Source organism: Streptomyces sp. NPDC017936, from assembly GCF_044328485.1.
Lineage (GTDB): Bacteria > Actinomycetota > Actinomycetes > Streptomycetales > Streptomycetaceae > Streptomyces.
On sequence record NZ_JBIRHK010000015.1, the window covers coordinates 175,197 to 199,160 of the forward strand.

Here is a 23,964-nt window from a genome sequence, read left to right on the forward strand (position 1 = left end):
CGAACCGCCGTGCCCCTCCCGTCGGAGCGATGAAGCGACGCCCTTCCGGGCGCGACCGCTACAGGCCGTACTTCTCGCGCGCTTCCTTCACCGCCGTGGCCTTGACCTCGCCGCGCCGGGCGAGCTGGGCCAGGGCCGCGACGACGACCGACTCGGCGTCGACGCCGAAGTGCCGGCGGGCCGCCTCACGGGTGTCCGACAGGCCGAAGCCGTCGGCGCCCAGCGAGGACCAGTCCTGCTCGACCCACTGCGCGATCTGGTCCGGGACCTGGCGCATGTAGTCGGAGACCGCCAGCACCGGGCCCTCGGCGCCCTGGAGCGCCTGACGGAGGTACGGCACGCGCTCCTCGCCGCGCAGCAGGGCCGCGTCGGCCTCCAGCGCGTCGCGGCGCAGCTCGGTCCAGGAGGTAGCGGACCACACGTCGGCGGCCACGCCCCACTCCTCGGCGAGCAGCCTCTGCGCCTTCAGGGCCCAGTGGATCGCCGTGCCGGAGCCGAGCAGCTGGATGCGCGGGGCGTTGGCCGGCACGGTCACGCCCGCCGACTCCGCCGTGTTGAAGCGGTACAGGCCCTTGACGATGCCCTCGTCGACGCCGGGGACCGACGGCTTCGCGGGCTGCGGCAGCGGCTCGTTGTAGACGGTCAGGTAGTAGAAGACGTTCGGGTCCTCGCCGGGCGCCGCCTCGCCGTACATGCGGCGCAGACCGTCCTTGACGATGACGGCGATCTCGTACGCGAAGGCCGGGTCGTAGGTCAGCGCGGCCGGGTTGGTCGCGGCGATCACGGGGGAGTGGCCGTCGGCGTGCTGGAGGCCCTCGCCCGTCAGGGTCGTGCGGCCGGCCGTGGCGCCGACGAGGAAGCCGCGGCCGAGCTGGTCGCCGAGCTGCCACATCTGGTCGGCGGTGCGCTGCCAGCCGAACATCGAGTAGAAGATGTAGAACGGGATCATCGCCTCGCCGTGCGTGGCGTACGCGGTGGACGCGGCGATGAAGTCGGCCATCGAACCGGCCTCGGTGATCCCCTCGTTGAGGATCTGGCCGTTCTCGGCCTCCTTGTAGTACATCAGCTGGTCGCGGTCGACCGGCTCGTACGTCTGGCCCTTGGGCGAGTAGATGCCGAGGGACGGGAAGAGCGACTCCATGCCGAAGGTGCGCGCCTCGTCGGGGACGATCGGCACCCAGCGCCTGCCCGTCTCCTTGTCGCGGACCAGGTCCTTGACCAGGCGGACGAAGGCCATGGTGGTGGCGACGTTCTGCGAGCCGGAGCCCTTGTCGAAGGAGGCGAACGCCTTCTCCGCCGGGGCGGGCAGCGGAGCGACCGGGTGCACCCGGCGGGCCGGGGCCGGACCGCCCAGGGCCGCGCGGCGCTCCTGGAGGTAGCGGACCTCGGGGGAGTCGGCGCCGGGGTGGCCGTAGGGGACCACGCCGTCGACGAACCGGCTGTCGGGGATCGGCAGCTCCAGCAGGTCGCGCATGGTCTTGAACTCGTCCACCGTCAGCTTCTTCATCTGGTGGTTGGCGTTCTTCGACGCGAAGCCCTCACCGAGGGTGTGGCCCTTGACGGTCTGGGCCAGGATCACGGTCGGCGCGCCCTTGTGGGAGAGCGCGGCCTTGTAGGCGGCGAACACCTTGCGCGCCTCGTGACCGCCGCGGGAGAGGTGGAAGCACTCGAGGATCTTGTCGTCGCTCAGCAGCTTCGCCATCTCGGCGAGCGCCGGGTCCTTGCCGAAGAAGTCCTGGCGGATGTAGGCGGCGTCGCGGGTCTGGTACGTCTGCACCTGCGCGTCCGGCACCTCGCGCAGCCGGCGTACCAGCGCGCCCGTGGTGTCGAGCTGGAACAGCTCGTCCCACGCCGTGCCCCACAGCGTCTTGACCACGTTCCAGCCGGCGCCGCGGAACTGGGCCTCCAGCTCCTGCACGATCTTGAAGTTGGCGCGGACCGGGCCGTCGAGGCGCTGGAGGTTGCAGTTGATGACGAAGGTGAGGTTGTCCAGCTCCTCGCGGGCGGCGAGCGCGAGGGCCGCCGTCGACTCGGGCTCGTCCATCTCGCCGTCGCCGAGGAAGGCCCAGACGTGGGACGCGGAGACGTCCTTGATGCCGCGGTTGGTCAGGTAGCGGTTGAAGCGCGCCTGGTAGATCGCGGAGAGCGGGCCGAGGCCCATGGAGACGGTCGGGAACTCCCACAGCCAGGGCAGGCGCCGCGGGTGCGGGTACGACGGGAGGCCGTTGCCGCCCGCCTCCTGGCGGAAGTTGTCCAGGTGGGACTCGTTCAGCCGGCCGTCGAGGAAGGCGCGGGCGTAGATGCCGGGGGAGGCGTGGCCCTGGATGTAGAGCTGGTCGCCCGAGCCGTCGGCCTCCTTGCCCCGGAAGAAGTGGTTGAAGCCGGTCTCGTAGAGCCAGGCGGCGGAGGCGAAGGTGGCGATGTGGCCGCCGACGCCGTGCTTGCTGCCCCGGGTGACCATCGCGGCCGCGTTCCAGCGGTTCCAGGCGGTGATCCGGGCCTCCATCGCCTCGTCACCCGGTACGGCGGGTTCGGCGGCGGTGGGGATGGTGTTGACGTAGTCCGTCTCGAGCAGCTTGGGCAGCGCGATGCCGTTGCCCTCGGCCCGCTCCAGCGTGCGGCGCATCAGGTACGCGGCACGGTGCGGCCCGGCCGCCTTGGCGACCGCGTCCAGGGAGGCCTGCCATTCGGCGGTCTCCTCCGGGTCCCGGTCGGGGAGCTGGTCGAGCGCGCTCGGCTGGATGGCGTTGGGGTCGGTCATGTCGCCGCCTTCCTCAGTCGAAGGGGGTTCCCTCGTCGGCAAGGGTTCGCAGGTGCCCTCGGTCTTTGGCAGGACAGGGCGGAGGCCGTGGTACGGAGGCGTTGGTGTGCCCCCGCCGCGCGGCCCGTCGGCGACTGTAACCCCCTGATCGATGATCGATCAAAGGGGGATGGTCAAAAAACTTCGCTCGGCGACAAAGTTGGCATTCCGTGCCAGCGGTACGGGCACGCCGTGCCGGTTTTCCCTGCTCAGATGAGCCGGAAGGGAGTGCGCATGTGCGCTCGGGGCGGACGGCTCCGGGGTGTGCCCGGAGCCGGTGCGCGGCGGGGGTGCCGGCTCGCGGCTCCCGTGTCGGCGTGAAGCGGCCGCGTCAGCTCATGGCGACCGGCGGGGACGCCGGCGTCTCCTGCCGGGCGGGCGCGGTGACGGGCCGTTCCTGTTGTTCGCCCTGCTCGCGGGCGGCGCGCTGCCGCTGCTCCCGCGTGATCACTTCGGTGGCGGCGCCGATGGCGAGCGCCACCGGCCACTCCAGGACCTCCAGGGCGGCCATGCCGCCGAGGGCCCCGTAGAAGGCCATCTTGCGCATCGAGGGCAGCTTCGAGGTCGCCGAGCGGGCGCCGGTGAACATGTCACCGGGGGTCACGTAGGGGATGGAGACCCGCGGGTGCGCGGTGTGCATGTGCAGCACCCTGCCGGCCGCGTGGTGTTCCTGGTCCTCCGCGCCGGCCTTCCGCTGGGCCTGGCCGGTGGGGGGTGCCGTCTGTCCGGTCGGGCCCGGCGGGACCGGTCCCTGCTCGGGCATGGGCGGGGTCCGTGGGGACGTCATCGTCGTCCTCCCTGGGTGTGAGCGGAATTCTCCCTGCACCGCCTTCCATCTCCCGGCGCGGATAAACAGGGCATACCTCGCCGATCAGGCGTGGCCGACCGTCGGCGCCGCGGAGTGCCCGCCCGCGGCGAACGACTTCCAGAGCGTGGCGGCCAGGCGGAGCAGCGCGGCCTCGAGCAGGGCGAGCGCCACCTGGGTCAAGGCCGTGGTGAAGGGGTGCGGCATGGTTCGGCCGCCTTTCGTGGGCAACGTACGGGGACTGCTCCTTTGTCCGTTCCCGCTCCGTACGGCAGGCGGCGGCAAGGTGTCATCGGGGTGAACTCTCCCTTGCCGGACGGGCCCGCCGCAGCGCCACGGGCACGAGGGCGGACACCACCGCCGACGTCAGCGCGATCGTCCAGGCCACGGGGCCCAGGGGCCGGCTGCCGAAGAAGTGGCTGAGCCCCGGCACGGTCACCACCACGGCCAGCGCCAGCAGCGAGCCCAGCACGGCCGTGGCGACCAGGGGGTCGCGGCCCGCGTCCTGCAGCGTCTGGAACAGCTGGGAGGAGACCAGCGCGACCAGGGCCACGGTGTCCGCGCGTCCCCGGGTACCGGTCGCCCGGGCGAGACCCCAGGCGCCGGCGGCGGCCACCGTGGTGACGACCGCGCGCAGCCGCATGTGCCGGGTCAGGGCCGCCCCGAGCGAGGCCTCGGGCCCCTCGGCGAGCAGCCTGCCGGGATCGCCGGCCGGCGGCCGGGCGGCGATCGCCAGGGCGGGCAGCATGTCCGTGAGCATGTTGACCAGCAGCAACTGGCGGGCGTTCAGCGCGCTGCCGCCGGTGAGCAGGCCGGTCGCCAGGGTGAACACGATCTCCCCGACGTTGCCGCCGAGCAGGATGCCCAGCGCCTTGCGCACCGACGCCCACATGGCCCGGCCCTCGACGATGGCGTCGACGATGGTCTCGATGCGGTCGTCGGTGACCACCACGTCGGCGGCGGAGCGGGCCGCGGGGGTCGCCCGCGAACCGAGGGCGATGCCGACGTCGGCGATCCGGATGGCGGGCGCGTCGTTGGCGCCGTCACCGGTGACGGCCACGATCCGGCCGGCCGAGCGCAGCGAGCCGACGATGCGCACCTTGTGGGCGGGGGTGACCCGGGCGAACACCGTGACGCCCGGCAGGGTCCGGGCGAGTGCCTCGTCGTCGAGGTCGTCCAGCTCCGTGCCGGTCATCAGCCGCGGCTCCTGTCCGGGCCGCAGCTCGCGGGCGATCGCGGCGGCGGTGCTGGGATGGTCGCCGGTGACCATGACGACCCGCACCCCGGCCCGGGCCAGCCGGTCCACGCTCTCGGCGGCGGTGGCCCGCACCGGGTCGGCGAGGCCCAGCAGGCCGAGCAGACACAGACCGTCCAGGTTCTCGTCGCTGACGTCCGCGAGCGCGGCGAGCGCGTCGTCGTCCCGCGGCGCGTCCGGCGCCAGGACGTGCTCGGCGACCGCCAGTACCCGCAGCCCCTGCCGGCCCAGCCGGTCGATCTCCGCCTCGGTCGCCTCCCGCCGCCGGTCGCCGAACGGCTCGTCGTCGCCGTCGCGGCGCACCCGCTCGCAGCGGGCCAGCACCACCTCCGGCGCGCCCTTGACGACGATCCGCGCCCGGCCGCCCGAGCGCCCCAGCACGGCGTGGAAGCCCCGCCCCGGCTCGAACGGCAGCTCCGAGACCCGGTCCCAGTCGTCCGAGCCGAGCCCGGCGGCCCGGGCCGGAGCCTCACCGAGCAGGCCGGCCCCGGCCGCGATGGCCCGGTCGGTGGGGTGGGTCAGCTGCGAGGCCGGACCCGGCGGTCCGGCGAGGGCCGCCGTGGCCACGACCCTCCGCAGCGCCGGGGTGAGCCGGTCGGGCGGCCGGCGCTCCAGCCCGTCGGACACCTGCTGGAGGCTGATCCGGCCCTCGGTGAGCGTGCCCGTCTTGTCGAAGCACAGCACGTCCGTACGCCCCAGTGCCTCGATCGTGGAGGCGCTGCGCACCAGGGTGTCGCGGGCGGACAGCCGGCGGGCCGCGGCCAGCTCCGCGACGGTGGCGACGAACGGCAGCCCCTCCGGTACGGCGGCCACGCACAGGCTGACCGCGGTGCCCAGGGCGGCGCCCAGCGGCCTTCCGCGCAGCAGGTCGACGGCGAACAGCGCGACTCCCGACGCCACCGACATCGGCAGGAACCAGCGGCCCAGCGCCGTCAGCCGCCGCTGCACACCGCTCTCCGGCGGTCCGGCCCCAGGGGCCGCCTCGGCGGCGCTGCCCGCCTCGGTCGCGGTCCCGGTGGCCACGACCACGGCGAGCGCGTGCCCCGCCGCCACCGTCGTGCCCTGGTACAGCACGGACGTACGGTCCGCGACCGCCCGGGCCGGGTTCGGCGCGGAGCCCTTGGCGACCGGCAGCGACTCGCCGGTCAGGCTGGACTCGTCGGCCTCCAGGCCCGTCGCCTTCACCACCCGGCAGTCGGCCGGGACCGCGTCCCCCGCCCGCAGCTCGATCACATCGCCGCGCACGAGCTGCTCCGCCGGCACCTCGACCGGCTCGGCGTGGTGCCCCCGGCGCACGCGCGCCTGCACCGAGGTCGCCTCGACCAGCCGCTCCGCCGCCCGGTCGGCCCGCTGCCGCTGCACCCCGCCCAGCAGGGCGTCGGTCCCGAGGACACCGCCGATCAGCACGGCGTCCGTCACCGAGCCCAGCGCCGCCGAGATGGCGCCGCCGACCGCCAGGACGGGGGTGAGCGGATTGGCCAGTTCCTCCGCGATCCGGCCGGCCAGTGTCACGGGGCCGTCGTGCCGGACACGGCCCTCGGACTGCCGGCGCCGGGCCGCCTCGGCCTCGTCCAGGCCCCAGGAGGAGGTGTGGAGCCGCGCCATGACCTGACGTACCGTCATGGCGTGCCAGGGGGTGCGCTCGGTGGCCGCCGGGGCGGGGCGGCGGCGCAGCCGCCGGCCGGCCCAGAAGCCCGCGGTGATCCCGGCGACGGCCACCCCGTCGGACACCAGCTGGGCCCGGGCCCAGGCGCCGGGGCGGGGGACGAGCAGGGAGAGCGTCGATCCCGTCAGCGCGCCCGCGCCCTCCAGACGGGTGCACAGCACGCTCAGCCGCCGGGCCTCCGGCAGGGCGGTCAGCAGCAGATGGACGACGTCCGGCGGTGCGGCGACATGGGCGTCCCACGGCACGTGCCGGGTACCGGTGAGCACGCCGACGGCCAGGTCCGCGCGGGCGAAGGCGCGGCGGGCCCGGGCCGTGACCACGGCGACGCCGTGCCCCTCGGCCTGCAGGGAACGCACCAGCGCGGCCGTACGACGGTGCCCGGTGGGGGCGGCTTCGGCGAGCCCGAACCGGCGGTGCAGCCCGGGCGGGCCGCCCACCAGCCGCACCCCGCCGCACTCTCCCGCCGCCCGCACCAAGTGGTGGGCCAGCGGATGCAGGGGGGGCACCAGCCCGGCCACGGCGACCGGCACCCCCTCCCGCACGACCACGACGACCTGCGCCCCCTCCTCGCCCCACCCCGCCATCACCGAGGCCGCCTCGCCGCCCACCCCCTCGACGCCGCCGGCCCCCTCGGCCGACCGCAGTTCCCACCCCGCCGGCCGGCCCGCCCCCTGCTTCCCGCCCCGGCCCGGCCGTCCACCGACGCCCCCGGCCTCGACCAGCTCGAGAAGCCGCGCGTGCACCTCGTCGTCACCGGGCCAGCCGGCGTCGTCCCCGCTGTCGCCCCCACCGTCCCCGCCGCCCCCGACCACGCCCCGGCCGTACGGTGTTCCGGCGGGACCCGTGTCCGTGCCCGGCTCGCCGGGCCCCTCGGCCTTCCGGCCGCTCCCCGCGCCGTCGGCGCCCGTGCCGTTCGGCCACGGTTCGCCCGTCGGGGTCAGGCGGAGGACGTTCTCCACCGCCCATCCGCCGGTGGTCAGGACGCGGGCGTCGACGAGGACCGTGTCGATGCGGTCGAGGCGGCGCAGGACCTGCGGGCGCAGGACCAGCGCTCCCCGGCCGGAGAGGGCGCGTGCCACCGAGGAGGCGAACGCCTCGCGGCCGAAGCGGGGCCCGCGCGGCGTCCCCGCGGCGAGCAGCGCCAGCCCCCGGTCATGGCTGAGCGTGCCGAGCGAGGTGAGTCCGTACGCCGCCACCGACGCCGGCACCGCGAGGTTGGCGTACCGCTCGCCCGGTCCGGGCGGCAGCGGGGCGGGCCGCCGGCAGGCCGGCGCCGCGTCGTGCCGGTACGCCCCCTCGCGCGCGGCCAGCCTGGGCGCCCAGTCCTCCCACGCCGCGCGGCGGGCCCGCGCCTCCGCGTACCGGGCCCCCGACAGCACGGTGTTCACCGCGGCGCCGAGCGGCCGGAACGACAGGGTCGTCACCAGCAGGTTCGCCGCGGTCCACCCGTACTCCGCCGCCGTGTCGCCGATCCGCTCCGCGACCCCCTCGCGCAACCGCGGCGTGGCCTCCAGCAGCTGGAGCGCCGAGACCACCACCGGTGGCAGACCCCGCAGCCGCAGCGCGCTCCCGACCGACGCCACCCCGACCGCCAGCGCGCCCGCCCCGAGCTGTACGGCGGCCCCGAGCGCCGACCCCGCCGCGGGGAACCCGACCGGCCCCGCCGCCCGCCGCTCGCCGTCCCCCGGCGCCGCGTCGCCCTCCTCCCCGGCCACCGGCTCCGGCGCTCCCGCGTCCGCGGCGGCGACCAGCGCGAGCGCGCTCACCAGCTCCGTCTCCGGCCCGCAGCCGACGTGGACACAGCCCAGCGCGCCGTTCACCTCGGCGCGGCGCACTCCCGGCAGACCCCGCAGCGCGGTCTCCAGCTCGCGCGCCGCGCCGGCCGTGCCGGGCCGCCCCAGGCGCCGTACCTCGATCTGGACACCGCCCTCGACCGGCCAGTGCCGGGGCGCCCCCGACGGCGGTACCGAACCCAGCCGTTCCGTGGCGGACCGGACGGTCGCCGACAAAGCCGAACCCACCGCGGCGGACGCTGACAGAACGGAACGCGAAAGGGCGGACGGGGAGAGCACGGACCGGATCACGCGTCCTCCATCGGCCGACGGTTGGTCGCGGGCGGCGCCCCGGAGGACACACGGTTCCCCTCAGTATGGGCACACGCCCGCGGCGGCGTCCTGCGCACCCGCGCCGGGGGCCCGGCGATCCGTCAGTCGAGCGGCTCGGCGGCGCGCGGAGCGCAGCCGAGGACGTGCGCCTTCACCAGCTCGGCGATCCTGGGGTCCCGCCGCCGGAACGCCTGGACCAGTTCCTCGTGCTCCTCGGCGTACGACTGCTGCCGCGTCCCCAGCCAGCGGATCGACAGGGCGGTGAAGACCTCGATGCCCAGGCCCTCCCAGGTGTGCAGCAGCACGGAGTTGCCGGCCGCGCGGACCAGCTCCCGGTGGAAGGCCACCGTGTGCCGCACCTGGCCCGTGCCGTCCGCCTCGCGGTCGGCCTCGTACAGGGCGGCCACGTGCGGCTCCAGCGCCGAGCAGTCCTCCGCCAGCCGCTGGGCCGCGAGCTCCGCCGCTATCGCCTCCAGACCGGCCCGGACCGGGTAGCTCTCCTCCAGGTCGGCGGCGGTCAGGTTCCGCACCCGTACGCCCTTGTTCGGCGCGGACTCGATCAGCCGCAGCGACTCCAGCTCGCGCAGCGCCTCCCGCACCGGCGTCTGGCTGACCTCCAGCTCGGTGGCGATCCGCCGCTCCACGATCCGCTCGCCCGGCTTCCAGCGCCCGCTGACGATCCCCTCCACGATGTGCTCGCGGATCTGCTCGCGCAGCGAGTGGACGACGGGCGCGGTCATGAGGGCTCCTTAGGGAGGGGCCGCCCATCGGCCCCTAGGGCTTTGACGTTTAGACAATAAGGCCGAGAGCCCGTCCGGGAGGGGCGCGCGGGGGCGCTTTGCCGCAGGTGAGACGAGACTTACACGCCCCGGAAACGAGCGGTGCCCCCGCCCGGCGGCCCGAGGGCTTCCGGACGGGGGCACCGGACACCGGGTGCCGGGAGGACTACAGGCCGAGCTCGACCTCGAACTCGCCCGCCTCCAGGATCGCCTTCACCGCGGTCAGGTAACGCGCGGCGTCGGCGCCGTCCACCAGACGGTGGTCGTAGGACAGGGTCAGGTACGTCATGTCGCGGACGCCGATGACCGTGCCCTCCTCCGTCTCGATGACGGCCGGACGCTTGACCGTGGCGCCGATGCCGAGGATCGCGACCTGGCCCGGCGGCACGATGATCGTGTCGAAGAGCGCACCGCGCGAACCGGTGTTGGAGATGGTGAAGGTCGCGCCGGACAGCTCGTCCGGGGTGATCTTGTTGGCGCGGACCTTGCCCGCCAGGTCGGCCGTGGCCTTGGCGATGCCGGCGATGTTCAGGTCGCCGGCGCCCTTGATGACCGGGGTCATCAGGCCCTTCTCCGAGTCCACCGCGATACCGATGTTCTCGGAGTCGAAGTAGGTGATCGTGCCCTCGGCCTCGTTGATCTTGGCGTTGATGACCGGGTGGGCCTTCAGCGCCTGGGCCGCGGCCTTCACGAAGAACGGCATCGGGGAGAGCTTGACGCCCTCGCGCGCGGCGAACGCGTCCTTGGCCTGGGCGCGCAGGCGCATCAGGCGGGTCACGTCGACCTCGACGACCGAGGACAGCTGGGCCTGCTCGTGCAGCGCCTTGACCATGTTGTCGCCGATGACCTTGCGGATGCGCGGCATCTTGACGGTCTGGCCGCGCAGCGGGGAGACCTCGAGCGCCGGGGCCTTCCGGGCGGCGGCCGGAGCGGCGGCGGCCGGGGCCGGAGCGGCGGCGGCGGCCTTCGCGGCCTCGGCGGCGGCGACGACGTCCTGCTTGCGGATGCGGCCGCCGACGCCGGTGCCCTTGACGGAGGCCAGGTCGACGCCGTGCTCGGCGGCGAGCTTGCGCACCAGCGGGGTGACGTAGGCGCCCTCGTCCGTGGCCTGCGCTGCGGGCGCCGGGGCGGCCGGGGCCGGGGTGACCGGGGCCGGAGCGGCCGGCGCGGGAGCCGGGGCCGCGGGCTGGACCGGAGCCGGAGCCGGAGCGGCCGGGGCGGCCGGAGCAGCCGGGGCCGGAGCTGCCGGCGCGGGAGCCGGAGCCGGGGCGGCGGGGGCCGGGGCCGGGGCGGCCGGAGCCGGAGCGGCGGGCGCGGCCGGGGCGGCGGGCGCGGGAGCCGGGGCCGGAGCGGCGGGGGCCGGGGCGGCGGCCGGAGCGGCGCCCGGGGCGCCGATGACGGCGAGCTTGGCGCCGACCTCGGCGGTCTCGTCCTCGCCGACCGTGATCTCGAGCAGCACACCGGAGGCGGGCGACGGGATCTCGGTGTCGACCTTGTCGGTGGAGACCTCGAGCAGCGGCTCGTCGGCCTCGACGGTGTCGCCGACCGACTTCAGCCAGCGGGTGACGGTGCCCTCGGTGACGGACTCGCCGAGCGCGGGCAGGACCACGTCCGTGCCCTCGGCGGAGCCGGCGCCGGCGGCGGCCTCGGCGGTGGGAGCCGGGGCCGGGGCGGCCTGCTCGGTGGACGGCTGGGCGGCCGGGGCCGGCTCGGGGGCCGGCGGGGCGACCTGCTCGGCGGCCGGGGCCTGCTCCGCGGCCGGGGCCTGCTCGGTGGCCGGGGCGCCGGTGCCGTCGTCGATGACGGCGAGCTCGGCGCCGACCTCGACCGTCTCGTCCTCGGCGACCTTGATGGACGCCAGGATGCCGGCGGCCGGGGAGGGGATCTCGGTGTCGACCTTGTCGGTGGAGACCTCGAGCAGCGGCTCGTCGGCCTCGACGCGCTCGCCCTCGGCCTTCAGCCAGCGGGTGACAGTGCCCTCGGTGACGCTCTCGCCGAGCGCCGGAAGGGTTACGGAAACCGCCATGGTTTCGGTTGCTCCTTAACGAATTGCGGAAGTCTGTGTCGTCGCGTTCGTCGACCGAGGGTCAGTCGTGCGCGTGCAGCGGCTTGCCCGCGAGGGCCAGGTGCGCCTCGCCGAGCGCCTCGTTCTGCGTCGGGTGGGCGTGGATGAGCTGGGCGACCTCGGCCGGCAGGGCCTCCCAGTTGTAGATCAGCTGGGCCTCGCCGACCTGCTCGCCCATGCGGTCGCCGACCATGTGGACGCCGACCACGGCACCGTCCTTGACCTGGACGAGCTTGATCTCGCCCGCGGTGTTCAGGATCTTGCTCTTGCCGTTGCCCGCCAGGTTGTACTTCAGAGCGACGACCTTGTCCGCGCCGTAGATCTCCTTGGCCTTGGCCTCGGTGATGCCCACGGAGGCGACCTCCGGGTGGCAGTAGGTCACCCGCGGGACGCCGTCGTAGTCGATCGGGACGGTCTTCAGACCGGCCAGACGCTCCGCCACCAGGATGCCCTCGGCGAAGCCGACGTGCGCGAGCTGGAGGGTCGGGACCAGGTCGCCGACGGCGGAGACGGTGGGGACGTTCGTCCGCATGTACTCGTCGACCAGGACGTAGCCGCGGTCCATCGCGACGCCCTGCTCCTCGTAGCCGAGACCGGCGGAGACGGGCCCGCGGCCCACCGCGACCAGCAGGATCTCGGCCTCGAACTCCTTGCCGTCGGCGAGGGTGACCTTGACGCCGTCGGCGGTGTACTCGGCCTTGGAGAAGAAGGTGCCGAGGTTGAACTTGATGCCGCGCTTGCGGAAGGCGCGCTCGAGGAGCTTCGAGCTGTTCTCGTCCTCGACCGGGACGAGGTGCTTCAGGCCCTCGATGACGGTGACGTCCGCGCCGAAGGACTTCCACGCGGAGGCGAACTCGACGCCGATGACGCCGCCGCCCAGGATGATCGCGGACTTCGGCACGCGGTCCAGGACGAGGGCGTGGTCGGAGGAGATGATCCGGTTGCCGTCGATCTCCAGGCCCGGCAGCGACTTCGGCACGGAGCCGGTCGCCAGCAGGACGTGACGGCCCTGGATCCGCTGCCCGTTGACGTCGACGGAGGTGGGGGAGGACAGCCGGCCCTCGCCCTCGATGTACGTCACCTTGCGGGAGGCGACCAGGCCCTGCAGGCCCTTGTACAGGCCGGAGATCACGCCGTCCTTGTACTTGTGGACCCCGGCGATGTCGATGCCCTCGAAGGTGGCCTTGACGCCGAACTGCGCGCTCTCGCGGGCCTGGTCGGCGATCTCGCCCGCGTGCAGCAGGGCCTTGGTGGGGATGCAGCCCCGGTGCAGGCAGGTGCCGCCGACCTTGTCCTTCTCGATCAGGGCGACGTCCAGGCCCAGCTGCGCCCCGCGCAGGGCCGCGGCGTAGCCACCGCTGCCACCGCCGAGGATCACTAGGTCGAAAACGGTGCTGGCGTCGTTCGCCACGTCACGTCCTCCATGCATGTGCGCCGTGCGCCGGTCGTCGCTGACCGCCGGCGGCTGGTGTCCGGCCGCTCTTCTTCGGCCCTGTGGTGGGGCCCTGTCCTGCCGAGCCCCATCTTTGCACTTGTGGGAGGGGGACGAGACGCGGGGCTCCGGTGTGAGACGCCCCACGGTCCTCTCCGCCGCGCGCGGCGCGGCGGCGCGCCCGGGGCGCGGGACTGTGCTGATCTGCGGCTGTGCCGCACCGGCGCGACCGGCCGCGCACCGGCCGTGCCGCCCCGGGGCGGCACGGCCCGAGTGACCAGGCGCACAGTCCCGCGCACCCGGGACGCGGGCGTCAGCCCAGGTCGCCCGCGGCGGTCAGTTCGGCGAGCCGCACCAGGGTCCGCACCGCGGTGCCGGTCCCGCCCTTGGGCGTGTACCCGAAGGGACCGCCCTCGTTGAAGGCCGGCCCGGCGATGTCCAGGTGCGCCCAGGTGATGCCCTCGCCGACGAACTCCCGCAGGAACAGGCCGGCGACCAGGCCGCCGCCCATCCGCTCGCCCATGTTCGCGATGTCGGCGACGGGGGAGTCCATGCCCTTGCGCAGGTGCTCCGGCAGCGGCATCGGCCAGGCCGGCTCGCCGACCTCCTCGGCGGCCTCGAACACGGCGGACCGGAACGCGTCGTCGTTCGCCATGACGCCGAACGTCCGGCTGCCCAGCGCCAGCATCATCGCGCCGGTCAGCGTCGCGACGTCCACGATCGCGTCCGGCTTCTCCTGCGAGGCGGCCCACAGCGCGTCGGCGAGCACCAGCCGGCCCTCGGCGTCGGTGTTGAGGACCTCGACCGTCTTGCCGCTGTACATGCGCAGCACGTCGCCCGGGCGGGTGGCGGAGCCCGACGGCATGTTCTCGGCCAGGGCCAGCCAGCCGGTGACGTCGACCTCCAGGCCGAGCCGCGCGGCGGCGACCACGGCGGCGAAGACCGCCGCGGCGCCGCTCATGTCGCACTTCATCGTCTCGTTGTGCCCGGCGGGCTTCAGCGAGATGCCGCCCGAGTCGTAGGTGATGCCCTTGCCGACGAAGGCGAGGTGCTTCTTCGCCTTGGAGGAGGTGTACGACAGCTTGACCAGGCGCGGGGCCGACGCGGAGCCGGAGCCGACGCCCAGGATGCCGCCGTAGCCGCCCTTGGCGAGGGCCTTCTCGTCGAGCACCTGCACCTTGATGCCGTGCTCCTTGGCCGCGGCCTGGGCGATGGCGGCGAAGGCCTCGGGGTTGAGGTCGTTCGGCGGGGTGTTGACGAGGTCGCGGGCGCGGTTGAGCTCCTCGCCGACGGCGGCGGCACGGGCGAGCGCGGCCTTGTGGGCGGCGTCGCGCGGCTTGGCGCCGAGCAGGACGGCCTCGGCCAGCGGCGCCTTGCCGTTCCTGGCCTTCGGGTCCTTGCCGTTCTCCTTGTAGGCGTCGAAGGAGTACGCGCCCAGCACCACGCCCTCGGCGACCGCGCCGGCGTCGCCGGCGTCCGTCACGGGCAGGGCGAAGGCGGCCTTCTTGGAACCGGCGAGGGTGCGGGCGGCCAGACCGGCCGCCTTGCGCAGCGCCTCGGCGTCGTACGAGGCGTCCTTCTCGGGCTCCCCGCCCAGACCCACCGCCAGCACGAGCGGCGCCTTGAAGCCGGCCGGGGCGGGCAGCTTCGTCACCTCGCCCTCGGCGCCGGTGGCCCCGAGGGTCTCCAGGACGCCGGCGAGCCGGCCGTCGTAGGCCTTGTCCACGGCTTCGGCGCCCGGTGCGACGACCGGGCCCTTCGCGGCCTTGGCGACACCGATCACGATCGCGTCGGCCCGCAGGCCGGGCGCCGCGGCGGTGCTGAGAGTGAGAGCAGTCACGGTGGTGAATTCTCGCTTCCGATGTGGAGTTGCTGTGGCCGGAACGTGTGGGTCGACCGGGCCCGACAGCCGACCCTAGATCCGGGCCGTGGGGGCGGTCGCCACCGGGGTCGGCCCCACCGGCGCGGCGAACCGGCGCGGCGGACCCCGGGACGAGCGTACGCGTGCGTGTGCGTTCGCCCGCGCACGCGCGTCCTCATCCGTCGGTCGGCGTCGTGGCCACGTCCCGATCCTCGCACTCCGGGGACCGGGCCACACCCGCCGGGTCGCGCCGAAGTCACACGGACGCCGCGCGGAGGACGCCCGGGAGCCGCGGGGGACCCGCGGACGGCCCGCGCGCGGAGGGGACGCCCGCCGGGGCGGAGGCGGCGCGGTCTAGCCGCCGAGGCAGAACGTCACGAGGGCCGTCGTCGTCGCCGTCTCCGCCAGGCCGCCGAAGACGTCGCCGGTGATCCCGCCGAAGCGGCGGGTGCAGCGGCGCAGGAGGAGTTCGGCGGCGGCCGGCGCGAGGAGGACGGCGAGGGCCGCGCGGCCGGCGTCGTACGGGCCGAGGAGGGCGCCGGCGGCCCCGGCGCCGCAGAGGGCCGCGGCGGCCACGGCGAGCGCCCACCGCACCGGCACCACCCCGGCGACCGCCGCCCCGAGCCCCTCCGGCCGCGCGGCGGGGACACCGGAGCGCGCGGCCAGGGTGAGCGCCAGCCGGCCCGCGACGGCCGCGGTGACGGCCGCGACGGCGCCCCGCGCCCAGGAGGCGTCGTAGAGCCGGTCCAGCGCGGCCACCTGGGCGAGCAGGACGAGGACCAGCGTGAGCACGCCGAACGGCCCGATGTCCGACTGCTTCATGATCCGCAGCGCGTCCTCGGCGGGCTTGCCGCTGCCCAGCCCGTCGGCGGTGTCGGCCAGCCCGTCGAGGTGCAGCCCGCGGGTCAGCACGGCGGGCACGGCGGTGGAGGCGACGGCGGCGAGCAGGGGACCCGAGCCCAGGAACAGCGCCGCCGCCCCGAGCCCGGCCGCGCAGCCGCCGACGGCCAGCCCGACGAGCGGGGCGCCGAGCATGCCCCCGCGCGCGGCCTCCCGGTCCCAGCGGCTCACCCGGACCGGGAGCACGGTGAGCGTGCCGAAGGCGAAGCGCAGGCCGTCGAGCACGGACGGCGCGGACTCGGACGCGGGGGAGGGCGGGGTCGTCGGCATCGGCGCAGGTTACCCGGCGGTCGGAGGGGCGCCACCGGGTGGCCGGGACGAAAATGCGCTTATGGGACCTTGGCTGCAGCGGAACGTCGTCGAACCCGGCAAGCTCCCGCTGCTGCTCGCCCTCGCCGCCTTCGTCCTGACCTTCGTGGTCACCCGCGCCGTCACCCGCCTGATCCGCGCGGGGAAGGGCCCGTTCGGCAACGTCAGCGCGGGCGGGGTGCACGTCCACCACGTGGTCCCCGGCGTCGTCCTCATCGTCATCGGCGGCTTCGGCGCCGTGGCGAGCGCCCGGCACGGCTTCGGCGCGGCCGCCTTCGCGATCGTCTTCGGCGTCGGCGCCGGGCTCGTCCTGGACGAGTTCGCGCTGGTCCTGCACCTCGACGACGTGTACTGGACGGCGGCCGGCCGCAAGAGCGTGGAGGTCGTCGTCATCACGGCCGCCCTGGTCGGGCTGGTGCTGGTCGGCTTCTCGCCGTTCGGGGTCGACGACATGAGCCGCGGCGAGCGCCAGGACCGGGGCGGCGTGATCTCGACCGTGCTGGTCAACTTCCTGTTCGCCCTGGCGGTCCTGAGCAAGGGCAAGGCCCGGATGGCGGTCTTCAGCGTGGTCGTCCCGTTCGTCGGTCTGATCGGCTTCGTCCGCCTGGCCCGCCCCGGCTCCTGGTGGGCCCGCCGCTTCTACGGCCGGCGGCCGCGGGCCCGCGCCAGGGCGGCGCTGCGGGCCTACCGCCACGACCGGCGGTGGGCGCGGCCCCGGCGGGTGGTGGGGGACTGGCTGGGCGGCAAGACCGACACGGAACTGCGCTCCGCGGGGCGGGGGTGAGGGGGCTGTCGTTCCCGGGGTGACGTCTGCCGGTGTGCGCCCGATGGGGTGGGCGCGTGAGCCGTGTGGCGGGTGCGGGTCTCCTCTGGCCGGTCGCGCGGTTCCCCGCGCCCCTTCGGGTGGTCGCGGCGAGGGGGGGGCGGCGGTCGGCGCGTCCGCGCGGTGGAGCCGCGTGCCGGACACGGTCCCGCGCCCCTTCAGGCGGTCGTGGCGAGGGGGGGCGGTCGGCGCGTCCGCGCGGTGGAGCCGCGTGCCGGTCAGGGTTCCGCGCCCCGGGTGCGCTGCGGTGACCGGCGTTCCGGGGAATCCGCTCCCCTCCGCCGCCGTCGGACCTCCGACGCTCCGCACAGCGCCGCCACCGCCGCGACCGCCGCCAGGTGCTCCTTGCCGGCCAGGTTCGCCTTCACGAGGACCTCGGCCACCATGGCCAGGACCACGGCGCCGGCCGTGACGTACGCGCGGTGGCGCCAGCCGAGGTACACGGCGAGGCCGACCACCGCGGCCGACGGGCCGGTGTCCACGACCCGGGCGTCCTCGGCGGGCAGCCCCAGCGGGGAGCCGGGGCCGAGGGCGATGCCCGCGCGGGCGTAGGCCGTGCCGGCGAGGGTGGCGGCGTACCCGACGGCCAGGGTCCGCCACCGGCCGAGGCACACCTCCGCGACGCCGAGGGCGAGCAGGATCTGCGCGAGGGCGCCCCACACGGGCAGGTCGAGGGCGGGGACGAACAGGGAGAGCGGGGTGCGCACCAGGGCGAGCCACAGCGGGTCCCCGGCCCGCACCGCCCCGATGTCCTGCACGAACCGGTAGCCCCAGGACCGGTTCTGCACGACGTGCAGGACCGAGGTCAGGCACACGGCCGCCAGGGTCATCGGAACCGCCCGTGGGCCCCGCTCCACCAGGGCCCGGCGCACGGCCCCGTACAGCGGCCCCCACTCGGCGCGGGCCCGGCGGACGGCGCGGTTCACGGGCCGGTCCCCGGACGCGCGCGGTGCGGCCACCGCGGCCCCGGCGCCCCCAGGAACCCCTCCGCCCGCGCCGACGCGAGGCCGATGCGGGGCAGGTCCGCGCCCTTCTCGAAGAGCAGGTAGCGGGGCTCCCAGACGGGCCGGTACTTGGCGTTGGCGCGGTACAGCGACTCCATCTGCCACCAGCGGGAGCAGAAGCTGAGCAGCGACCGCCACAACCGCAGCACCGGACCGGCGCCGAGGCGGGCACCGCGTTCGAAGACCGACCGGAACACGGCGAAGTTCAGCGAGACCTGGGTGATCCGGATCTCCCGGGCGTGCCGCAGGAGTTCGATCACCATGAACTCCACCAGGCCGTTGTCGGAGTCCCGGTCCCGCCGCATCAGGTCCAGGGACAGCCCGTGCGGCCCCCACGGCACGAAGGAGAGCAGGGCCCTGAGGCGCCCCTCGGCGTCGGTGCACTCCACCATCACGCAGCGCCCGTCCTCCGGGTCCCCGAGCCGCCCCAGCGCCATGCTGAACCCGCGCTCGGCGGCCCCGTCCCGCCAGGCGTCGGCACGCCGCACGAGGCGGGCCATCTCCTCGGCGGCGATCTCCTCGTGCCGCCGGACGCGGACGGCGTACCCGGCCCGCCTCACCCGGTTGTGCGCCTGCCGCACGGTCCGCATGGCCCGCCCCTCCAAGGTGAACCCGGCGACCTCCACGATCGCCTCGTCGCCGAGCTCCAGGGCGTCCAGCCCGTGCCGGGCGTACACCGTCCCGGCCTCCTCGCTCGCGCCCATCACCGCCGGGACCCAGCCGTGGGCCCGCGCCTCGGCGAGCCACGGCCCGATCGCCCCCGGCCACGCCTCGGGGTCCCCCAGCGGGTCCCCGGACGCCAGCGACACCCCGCCGACGACCCGGTAGGCGACGGCGGCCTTCCCGGTCGGCGACCACCGCACGCTCTTCTCCCGGCGCAGCGCGAAGTAGCCGAGCGAGTCCCGTTCACCGTGCCGGTCGAGCAGCTCCCGCAGCCGTTTCTCGTCCTCGGCGGTGAGCGGGCCGACGGCCCGCCGGGAGCGGAAGGCGGCGTGGAGGACGGTGAGGACGAGCACCGTGCTGAGGACGTTGACGGCGACGTCGACCCAGGTGGGCGGGGCGACGGTGGGGACCCGGTACTCGTCGGCGGCGACCGAGACGAGGCGCAGGACGCCGTACCGCCAGCGTTCCAGGAAGGTGGACGGGCCCGGCGCCCGGTCGGTGACGGTGACCAGCAGGGCGGCCAGCAGCGAGGCGCCGAGCAGCCCGCCGGCGCCCACCGCCGCGGCGAGCCTCGGGTTGGCCCGGTCGCCCTTGGCGCAGAACTCCCCGCGCCCGACGAGCAGCGCGGCGACGAAGACGGCGGTCAGGACGAGGGAGACCCAGTTCTGCGGGTGGCGCCGGACCTCCGGGAACGCCATGGCGAGCGCCAGCAGGACCAGGAAGGCGCCGCTCAGCCCGAGGTTGAGGATCCACGCGGCCCGCTTGCGCCGCCGCATGGTGACGGCCAGGAACGCGGTGAAGACGCCCGAGGCGAACCCGGCCGTCAGCAGGTACGGCGTGAAGTGGTCCTCCTGGTTGTGCCGCCGCACGTCCTGCCCCAGGGAGACCCACACCGCGCTGAGGAAGTTGACGAAGGCGACGGCCCGCAGGTACCAGACGGCGAGGGCGGCGGCCCGACGGGAAGCGACCCGGACATCTCCCATGAGCGGTGATCATATGGGCGCACATCCGGCAAGCCGCTCTTTTGGCGCCCTTCCTTGTGCCGCCCTCCCACCGCCGGTCCGGGTCGCCTTCCCGGCGCTGCTGGGGTCGCCTCGCGTCGTGCGGCCGGGTCGTCTTCCCGGCGCTGCTCGGGCCGCCTGCCCGCGGTCGTCCGGCGGCCTTCCCGCCGCCGGCCCGGGTCGCCTTCCCGGCGCTGCTGGGGTCGCCTCGCGTCGTGCGGCCGGGTCGTCTTCCCGGCGCTGCTCGGGCCGCTTGCCCGCGGTCGTCCGGCGGCCTTCCCGCCGCCGGTCCGGGTCGCCTTTCCGGCGCTGCTGGGGTCGCCTCGCGTCGTGCGGCCGGGTCGTCTTCCCGGCGCTGCTCGGGCCGCCTGCCCGCCGTGCGCCGGGCCGCCCTCCCGCCGCCGGTCCGGGCCGCCCTCCGGCTGTCCGTGCGGGCCGTCCTCGCGGCGCTGGTCCGGGTCGCCCTTCCGGCGCCGGTCCGGGCCGTCCTCCCGCCGTCCGTGCGGACCGTCCTCGCGGTGTGCGTCACCCGGCCGCGGTCACTCCTCCGTGGACCCGGCGGCCTCCGCGGACTCCACCGGATCCCCGGACCCGTCGGTCCCGGCCGGCTCCTCGGGCTTCTCGGCGGGCTTCTCCGGCAACTCGGCCGCCAGCGCCGCCGCGGCCTGCACCAGCGGGAGCGCCAGCAGGCCCCCCGCGCCCTCGCCGACGGTCACCCCGTGGTCCAGCAGCGGCTCCAGCGCCATCCGGTCCAGCGCCTTCGCCTGCCCCGGCTCGCCGCTCCTGTGCGCCGCCAGCCACCAGTCCGGCGCCCGGAACGCGATCCGCTGCCCGACCAGCGCGCACGCCGCCGCCACGACCCCGTCCAGCACGACGGGCACCTTCCGCACGGCGCACTGGAGCAGGAAGCCCGTCATCGCGGCGAGGTCGGCGCCGCCCACGGTCGCCAGCAGCCGCAACTGGTCGCCGAGCACCGGCCTGGCCCGCCGCAGGGCGTCCCGGATCGCGGCGCACTTGCGCATCCACACCAGGTCGTCGATCGGCTCCCCGCCCCGGCCGGTCACCACGGACGCGTCGGTCCCGCACAGCGCGGCGACCAGGACGCCCGCCACCGTCGTCCCGCCCACGCTCACATCGCCGAGCACGACCAGGTCCGTCCCCGAGTCGGCCTCCTCGTCGGCGACCGCGACCCCGGCCAGGAAGGCGGCCTCGGCCTCCTCGGGCGTCAGCGCGTCCTCGACGTCCACCCGGCCACTGCCGCGCCGCACCCGGTGGCGCACGACGTCCTCGGGGAAGAGGTCCGGCTCGCAGTCCAGCGCCATGTCCACGACCCGCAGCGGCACCCCGAGCTGACGTGCCAGCACCGCCGCCGGACGGCCGCCCTCCAGCACCTCCCGCACCAGCCGCGCGGCACTGCCCGCGGGCCGGGCCGAGACACCGAGCTCGGCGATCCCGTGGTCGCCGGCGAACAGCACCACCCGGGCCCGTTCGATCGGCCGGACGGGCACCGCGCCCTGCGCCGCCGCCAGCCACTCACCCAGGTCGTCCAGGCGCCCCAGCGACCCGGGCGGCACGACCTGACGTTCCCGGCGTGCCTCCGCGTCGCGGCGCACCCCACCGTCGGGGCGCTCGATCAGATCGGTGAAGTCGTCGAGATTAAGCGAGCTCATTCGCCGAACAGTACCGGCACCGATCGAACGGTTCCGCGCCACATCGCCACCACACTCCCGCGACGTCTTTGCACCCAAGATCGCGATCCCATACGTTCCGTTTTGCCGTGAATCGTCGTACGTCCCGCACGCCCTCCCCCCGGAGCCGCTCATGCCCCCCAGGCCCATCCACGAGCCGCGCCGCGACGACTGCCCCTGGTGCGGCTCGAGACGTCTGCGCACCCGCCTGCGCGCCCCGGACCTGCTGCACCACCACCGGCCGGGCACCTTCGTCGTCGACGAGTGCCGGGACTGCGCCCACACCTTCCAGAACCCGCGCCTGACCGTGGAGGGACTCGCCCTCTACCACCCGGACCAGGACGCGCGGCGCGCGACGGCCCTCGTCGACCGCGTCCTCGCCACCGGCACCGGCCGCCGCCGTCTGCGGGCCACCGCCCGGGCGATGCTGCCGTACCCGGAGCCGGAGAGCTGGCTCGACGTCGGCACCGGCCACGCGCTGTTCCCGGCGGTGGCGCGGGAGGTGTTCCCGTACACCGCGTTCGACGGCCTGGACCCCACCCCGAGGGTGCGGCGGGCCCGGGCCGCGGGCCGGATCGAGGAGGCCCACGTCGGCCACCTCACCGCCCCCGCCCTCACCGCCCGGCTGCGCGCCCGCTACGACGTCGTCAGCATGCTCCACCACCTGGAGCACACCCCCGACCCCCGCGAGGAACTGCGCGCCGCCCTCACCGTGCTGCGCCCCGGCGGCCACCTCCTGCTCGACGTCCCCGACCCGCGCAGCGCGTTCGCCGCCCTGCTCGGCAAGTGGTGGCTCCCGCACGGCCAGCCGCGCCACGTCCACCTGATCCCCCTGCCCAACCTCCGCGCGGAACTGGAGTCCCAGGGCTGCACGGTCCTCGTCACGGACCGCCGCGCCCCCCACCGCCCCCACGACCTGTCCACGGCCCTCGCCCTGCGCCTGACCCGGGCCGTCCCGCCGTCCCGCGCGGGCCTGCTGCGCGCGGCGGCCCCGCTGGTGACGGCCGCGACGGCCCTGGACCACGCCCTGGCCCCCGTCCTGCGCCGCACCCGCTTCGCGAACGCGTACCGGGTCATCGCCCGGCGGAACTGACCCGCCGGGCCGGACGGGGGCGACGGCCTCACCCCCGCAGCACCACCGCCTGGCCCGCCACCACCAGCACGACCTGCTCGCACTCGGCCGCGACCGCCGCGTTCAGCCGCCCCAGCTCGTCCCGGTACCGCCGGCCGGACGCCGTGGCCGGGACGATGCCCGAGCCGACCTCGTTGGAGACCATCACCAGCGTGCGGCGCGTCGCGCGGACGGCCGTCGTCAGCTCCGCCACCCGGGAGCGCAGCGTCCGCTCGCCCCCGTCCGCCCACACCGCGTCGTCCCAGGCCCCGGCGGAGTCCATGGCGTCCGTCAGCCACAGGGAGAGGCAGTCGATCAGCAGCGGGGGCCCGTCCACCGCCAGCAGCGGCACCAGGTCGCACGTCTCGGCCGTCCGCCACGAGCCCGGACGCCGCTCCCGGTGCGCGGACACCCGCGCCGCCCACTCGGTGTCCCCGCCGCGCGTACCGCCCGTCGCGACGTACAGCACGTCGGGGAAGGACTCCAGCCGCCGCTCCGCCTCCACCGACTTGCCCGACCTGGCCCCGCCCAGCAGCAGCGTCCGCCGCGGCACGTCCGGCACCTCCTCGAACACGCCCACCGTCAGCGTCGTCCCGTCCGGCACCGCCCGCGCCCCCGCCGCCGCGAGCCGCCGCCGCGCCTCCGGCCCCGGCGGCACGTCGTGGTCCAGATGGACGGCGACGACATCCGTCGTCGGCCCCACCGCCCCCACCGCCCGCAGCTTCGCCAGCGCGTCCGGCCGCCCCACGACGTCCACGAGGACCAGGTCGTACCGCCCGGCCGGCTCCGTCCCGTCCTCCAGCCCGGCCGGAGCGCCCCCCGGCGGCAGGTACAGCAGCCGCTGCCCGTCCGGCCCGGTCACCGCGTAGCCCGTGCCCGGCGCGTCCATCGCCACCGCCCGCACCCGATGCCCCGTCAGCGACGTCAACTCCTGCCCGTCCGGCACCCGTCCGGGCTGCGGCACCCCGGCCGGCACCTCCACGGCCGGCCCGTCGTGCGGATGCGACAGCAGCACCTGCCGTACGCCCGCCAGCGAACGCCCGGCCCGGGCGGCGGCGAACGCCGCGCCCGGCGTCAGGTCGAGCAGCAGCGCCCCGTCCACGAGCAGCGCGGTCGCCGCCCGCGCGTCGTCGCCGAGCGAGGTCGCGCAGACCGCGCAGGGACAGTCGGGGCGGGGGAGACCCGCGGGGGCACCGGTACCGAGCAGAGTGACGTCCACGAACCGATTTTCGCCGGTCGCCGGAGGCCGTGCGCGGCCGAGGCGCCCTTAAGGGGCGCGGACGGCGCGAACGAGGGGGGTGAAGCGGCCGGGACCGCTCGCGGATCACCGATCCGGGGCGGTCTCCTACGGCACGCCGGGCGGAGCGCATAGGCTCTGAGCAGGAGCCGGACCGAGATCCGGCTCCCGCTCTGCAGGTGCCGACGCGTTGGAGGCGTACATGGCGGCATGGACGTGGCGTTTCGAGAAGGCCGACGGGACGGAGGTCCAGCCCGCGGTGCAGCCCGAGGAGTTCACCACGCAGGGGGACGCCGAGTCCTGGATCGGGGAGCACTGGAAGGCCCTGCTCGAAGGCGGCGCGGACCAGGTGCGGCTGTTCGAGGACTCCACCGAGATCTACGGCCCGATGAACCTGCACGCCGACGAGTCGTAGCCGGACCCAGGACCGGGGCGGCCGGCCGACGGCCGCCCCGGTCCG

General features: G+C 75.6%; 16 protein-coding genes. 3 read left to right on the forward strand and 13 right to left on the reverse strand.

Annotated features, from left to right (window positions below; all coding sequences use genetic code 11):
• Positions 1 to 58: 58 nt before the first annotated feature.
• The 9 genes from aceE to ACH4F6_RS28875 all read right to left on the reverse strand — a co-directional run bounded on the left by aceE (position 59) and on the right by ACH4F6_RS28875 (position 15,938).
• The gene (gene aceE, locus ACH4F6_RS28835; protein WP_397963293.1) at positions 59 to 2,761 is read right to left on the reverse strand and encodes a pyruvate dehydrogenase (acetyl-transferring), homodimeric type; all 2,703 of its coding nucleotides are present in this window, start codon (positions 2,759 to 2,761) and stop codon (positions 59 to 61) included.
• Positions 2,762 to 3,131: 370 nt separating this feature from the next.
• Positions 3,132 to 3,587: a hypothetical protein gene (locus tag ACH4F6_RS28840; protein WP_397963294.1), complete on the reverse strand. Its 456-nt coding sequence runs from the start codon at positions 3,585 to 3,587 to the stop codon at positions 3,132 to 3,134.
• An 84-nt stretch (positions 3,588 to 3,671) separates the two neighbouring features.
• Positions 3,672 to 3,812 carry a hypothetical protein gene (locus tag ACH4F6_RS28845; RefSeq protein ID WP_397963295.1) on the reverse strand — a complete coding sequence of 47 codons (141 nt, stop codon included), beginning with the start codon at positions 3,810 to 3,812 and terminating at the stop codon, positions 3,672 to 3,674.
• Between the two features lie 82 nt (positions 3,813 to 3,894).
• Positions 3,895 to 8,547, reverse strand: coding sequence for an HAD-IC family P-type ATPase (locus tag ACH4F6_RS28850; RefSeq protein WP_397963296.1), 4,653 nt, complete (start codon positions 8,545 to 8,547; stop codon positions 3,895 to 3,897).
• Between the two features lie 185 nt (positions 8,548 to 8,732).
• Positions 8,733 to 9,371, reverse strand: a complete 639-nt coding sequence (locus tag ACH4F6_RS28855; protein WP_397963298.1) for a GntR family transcriptional regulator — start codon at positions 9,369 to 9,371, stop codon at positions 8,733 to 8,735.
• Positions 9,372 to 9,576: 205 nt separating this feature from the next.
• Positions 9,577 to 11,436: a 2-oxoglutarate dehydrogenase, E2 component, dihydrolipoamide succinyltransferase gene (gene sucB / locus ACH4F6_RS28860; RefSeq protein WP_397963299.1), complete on the reverse strand. Its 1,860-nt coding sequence runs from the start codon at positions 11,434 to 11,436 to the stop codon at positions 9,577 to 9,579.
• A gap of 61 nt (positions 11,437 to 11,497) precedes the next feature.
• Positions 11,498 to 12,886: a dihydrolipoyl dehydrogenase gene (lpdA, locus tag ACH4F6_RS28865; RefSeq protein ID WP_397963300.1), complete on the reverse strand. Its 1,389-nt coding sequence runs from the start codon at positions 12,884 to 12,886 to the stop codon at positions 11,498 to 11,500.
• Between the two features lie 334 nt (positions 12,887 to 13,220).
• Entirely contained in the window at positions 13,221 to 14,747 is a 1,527-nt protein-coding gene (locus tag ACH4F6_RS28870; RefSeq protein WP_397963302.1) for a leucyl aminopeptidase, read from the reverse strand.
• Between the two features lie 375 nt (positions 14,748 to 15,122).
• Entirely contained in the window at positions 15,123 to 15,938 is an 816-nt protein-coding gene (locus ACH4F6_RS28875; protein WP_397963303.1) for an adenosylcobinamide-GDP ribazoletransferase, read from the reverse strand.
• Positions 15,939 to 15,999: 61 nt separating this feature from the next.
• Here ACH4F6_RS28875 and ACH4F6_RS28880 point away from each other — a divergent pair, with 61 nt between their 5' ends.
• Entirely contained in the window at positions 16,000 to 16,761 is a 762-nt protein-coding gene (locus ACH4F6_RS28880) for a hypothetical protein (protein ID WP_397963304.1), read from the forward strand.
• A gap of 257 nt (positions 16,762 to 17,018) precedes the next feature.
• On the opposite strand, the gene ACH4F6_RS28885 is transcribed toward ACH4F6_RS28880, so the two are convergent.
• The 3 genes from ACH4F6_RS28885 to cobT form a co-directional block, all read right to left on the reverse strand.
• Entirely contained in the window at positions 17,019 to 17,726 is a 708-nt protein-coding gene (locus tag ACH4F6_RS28885; RefSeq protein ID WP_397963305.1) for a hypothetical protein, read from the reverse strand.
• The gene (locus ACH4F6_RS28890; RefSeq protein WP_397963306.1) at positions 17,723 to 19,450 is read right to left on the reverse strand and encodes a phosphatidylglycerol lysyltransferase domain-containing protein; all 1,728 of its coding nucleotides are present in this window, start codon (positions 19,448 to 19,450) and stop codon (positions 17,723 to 17,725) included. The genes ACH4F6_RS28885 and ACH4F6_RS28890 overlap by 4 nt, the downstream gene beginning before the upstream one ends.
• A 557-nt stretch (positions 19,451 to 20,007) precedes the next feature.
• A complete protein-coding gene (cobT, locus tag ACH4F6_RS28895; RefSeq protein WP_397963307.1) occupies positions 20,008 to 21,138 on the reverse strand; it encodes a nicotinate-nucleotide--dimethylbenzimidazole phosphoribosyltransferase in 1,131 nt (376 codons plus the stop codon).
• A 151-nt stretch (positions 21,139 to 21,289) separates the two neighbouring features.
• Between cobT and ACH4F6_RS28900 the strand changes: the two genes are divergently transcribed.
• A complete protein-coding gene (locus ACH4F6_RS28900) occupies positions 21,290 to 22,249 on the forward strand; it encodes a class I SAM-dependent methyltransferase (protein WP_397963308.1) in 960 nt (319 codons plus the stop codon).
• A 28-nt stretch (positions 22,250 to 22,277) separates the two neighbouring features.
• Here the strand turns inward: ACH4F6_RS28900 and ACH4F6_RS28905 are convergent, their stop codons facing one another.
• Positions 22,278 to 23,486 carry a bifunctional adenosylcobinamide kinase/adenosylcobinamide-phosphate guanylyltransferase gene (locus ACH4F6_RS28905; RefSeq protein WP_397963309.1) on the reverse strand — a complete coding sequence of 403 codons (1,209 nt, stop codon included), beginning with the start codon at positions 23,484 to 23,486 and terminating at the stop codon, positions 22,278 to 22,280.
• A gap of 220 nt (positions 23,487 to 23,706) precedes the next feature.
• Between ACH4F6_RS28905 and ACH4F6_RS28910 the strand changes: the two genes are divergently transcribed.
• Entirely contained in the window at positions 23,707 to 23,919 is a 213-nt protein-coding gene (locus ACH4F6_RS28910; RefSeq protein WP_397963310.1) for a hypothetical protein, read from the forward strand.
• Positions 23,920 to 23,964 lie beyond the last annotated feature (45 nt).

Coding starts and splice junctions, on each gene's coding strand:
- ACH4F6_RS28900 (WP_397963308.1), top strand. CDS start 21,290: ATGCCCCCCAGGCCCATCCACGAGCCGCGCCGCGACGACTGCCCCTGG.
- ACH4F6_RS28910 (WP_397963310.1), top strand. CDS start 23,707: ATGGCGGCATGGACGTGGCGTTTCGAGAAGGCCGACGGGACGGAGGTC.
- ACH4F6_RS28875 (WP_397963303.1), bottom strand. CDS start 15,938: ATGCCGACGACCCCGCCCTCCCCCGCGTCCGAGTCCGCGCCGTCCGTG.
- ACH4F6_RS28890 (WP_397963306.1), bottom strand. CDS start 19,450: ATGGGAGATGTCCGGGTCGCTTCCCGTCGGGCCGCCGCCCTCGCCGTC.
- ACH4F6_RS28840 (WP_397963294.1), bottom strand. CDS start 3,587: ATGACGTCCCCACGGACCCCGCCCATGCCCGAGCAGGGACCGGTCCCG.
- ACH4F6_RS28880 (WP_397963304.1), top strand. CDS start 16,000: ATGGGACCTTGGCTGCAGCGGAACGTCGTCGAACCCGGCAAGCTCCCG.
- cobT (WP_397963307.1), bottom strand. CDS start 21,138: ATGAGCTCGCTTAATCTCGACGACTTCACCGATCTGATCGAGCGCCCC.
- ACH4F6_RS28845 (WP_397963295.1), bottom strand. CDS start 3,812: ATGCCGCACCCCTTCACCACGGCCTTGACCCAGGTGGCGCTCGCCCTG.
- ACH4F6_RS28855 (WP_397963298.1), bottom strand. CDS start 9,371: ATGACCGCGCCCGTCGTCCACTCGCTGCGCGAGCAGATCCGCGAGCAC.
- sucB (WP_397963299.1), bottom strand. CDS start 11,436: ATGGCGGTTTCCGTAACCCTTCCGGCGCTCGGCGAGAGCGTCACCGAG.
- aceE (WP_397963293.1), bottom strand. CDS start 2,761: ATGACCGACCCCAACGCCATCCAGCCGAGCGCGCTCGACCAGCTCCCC.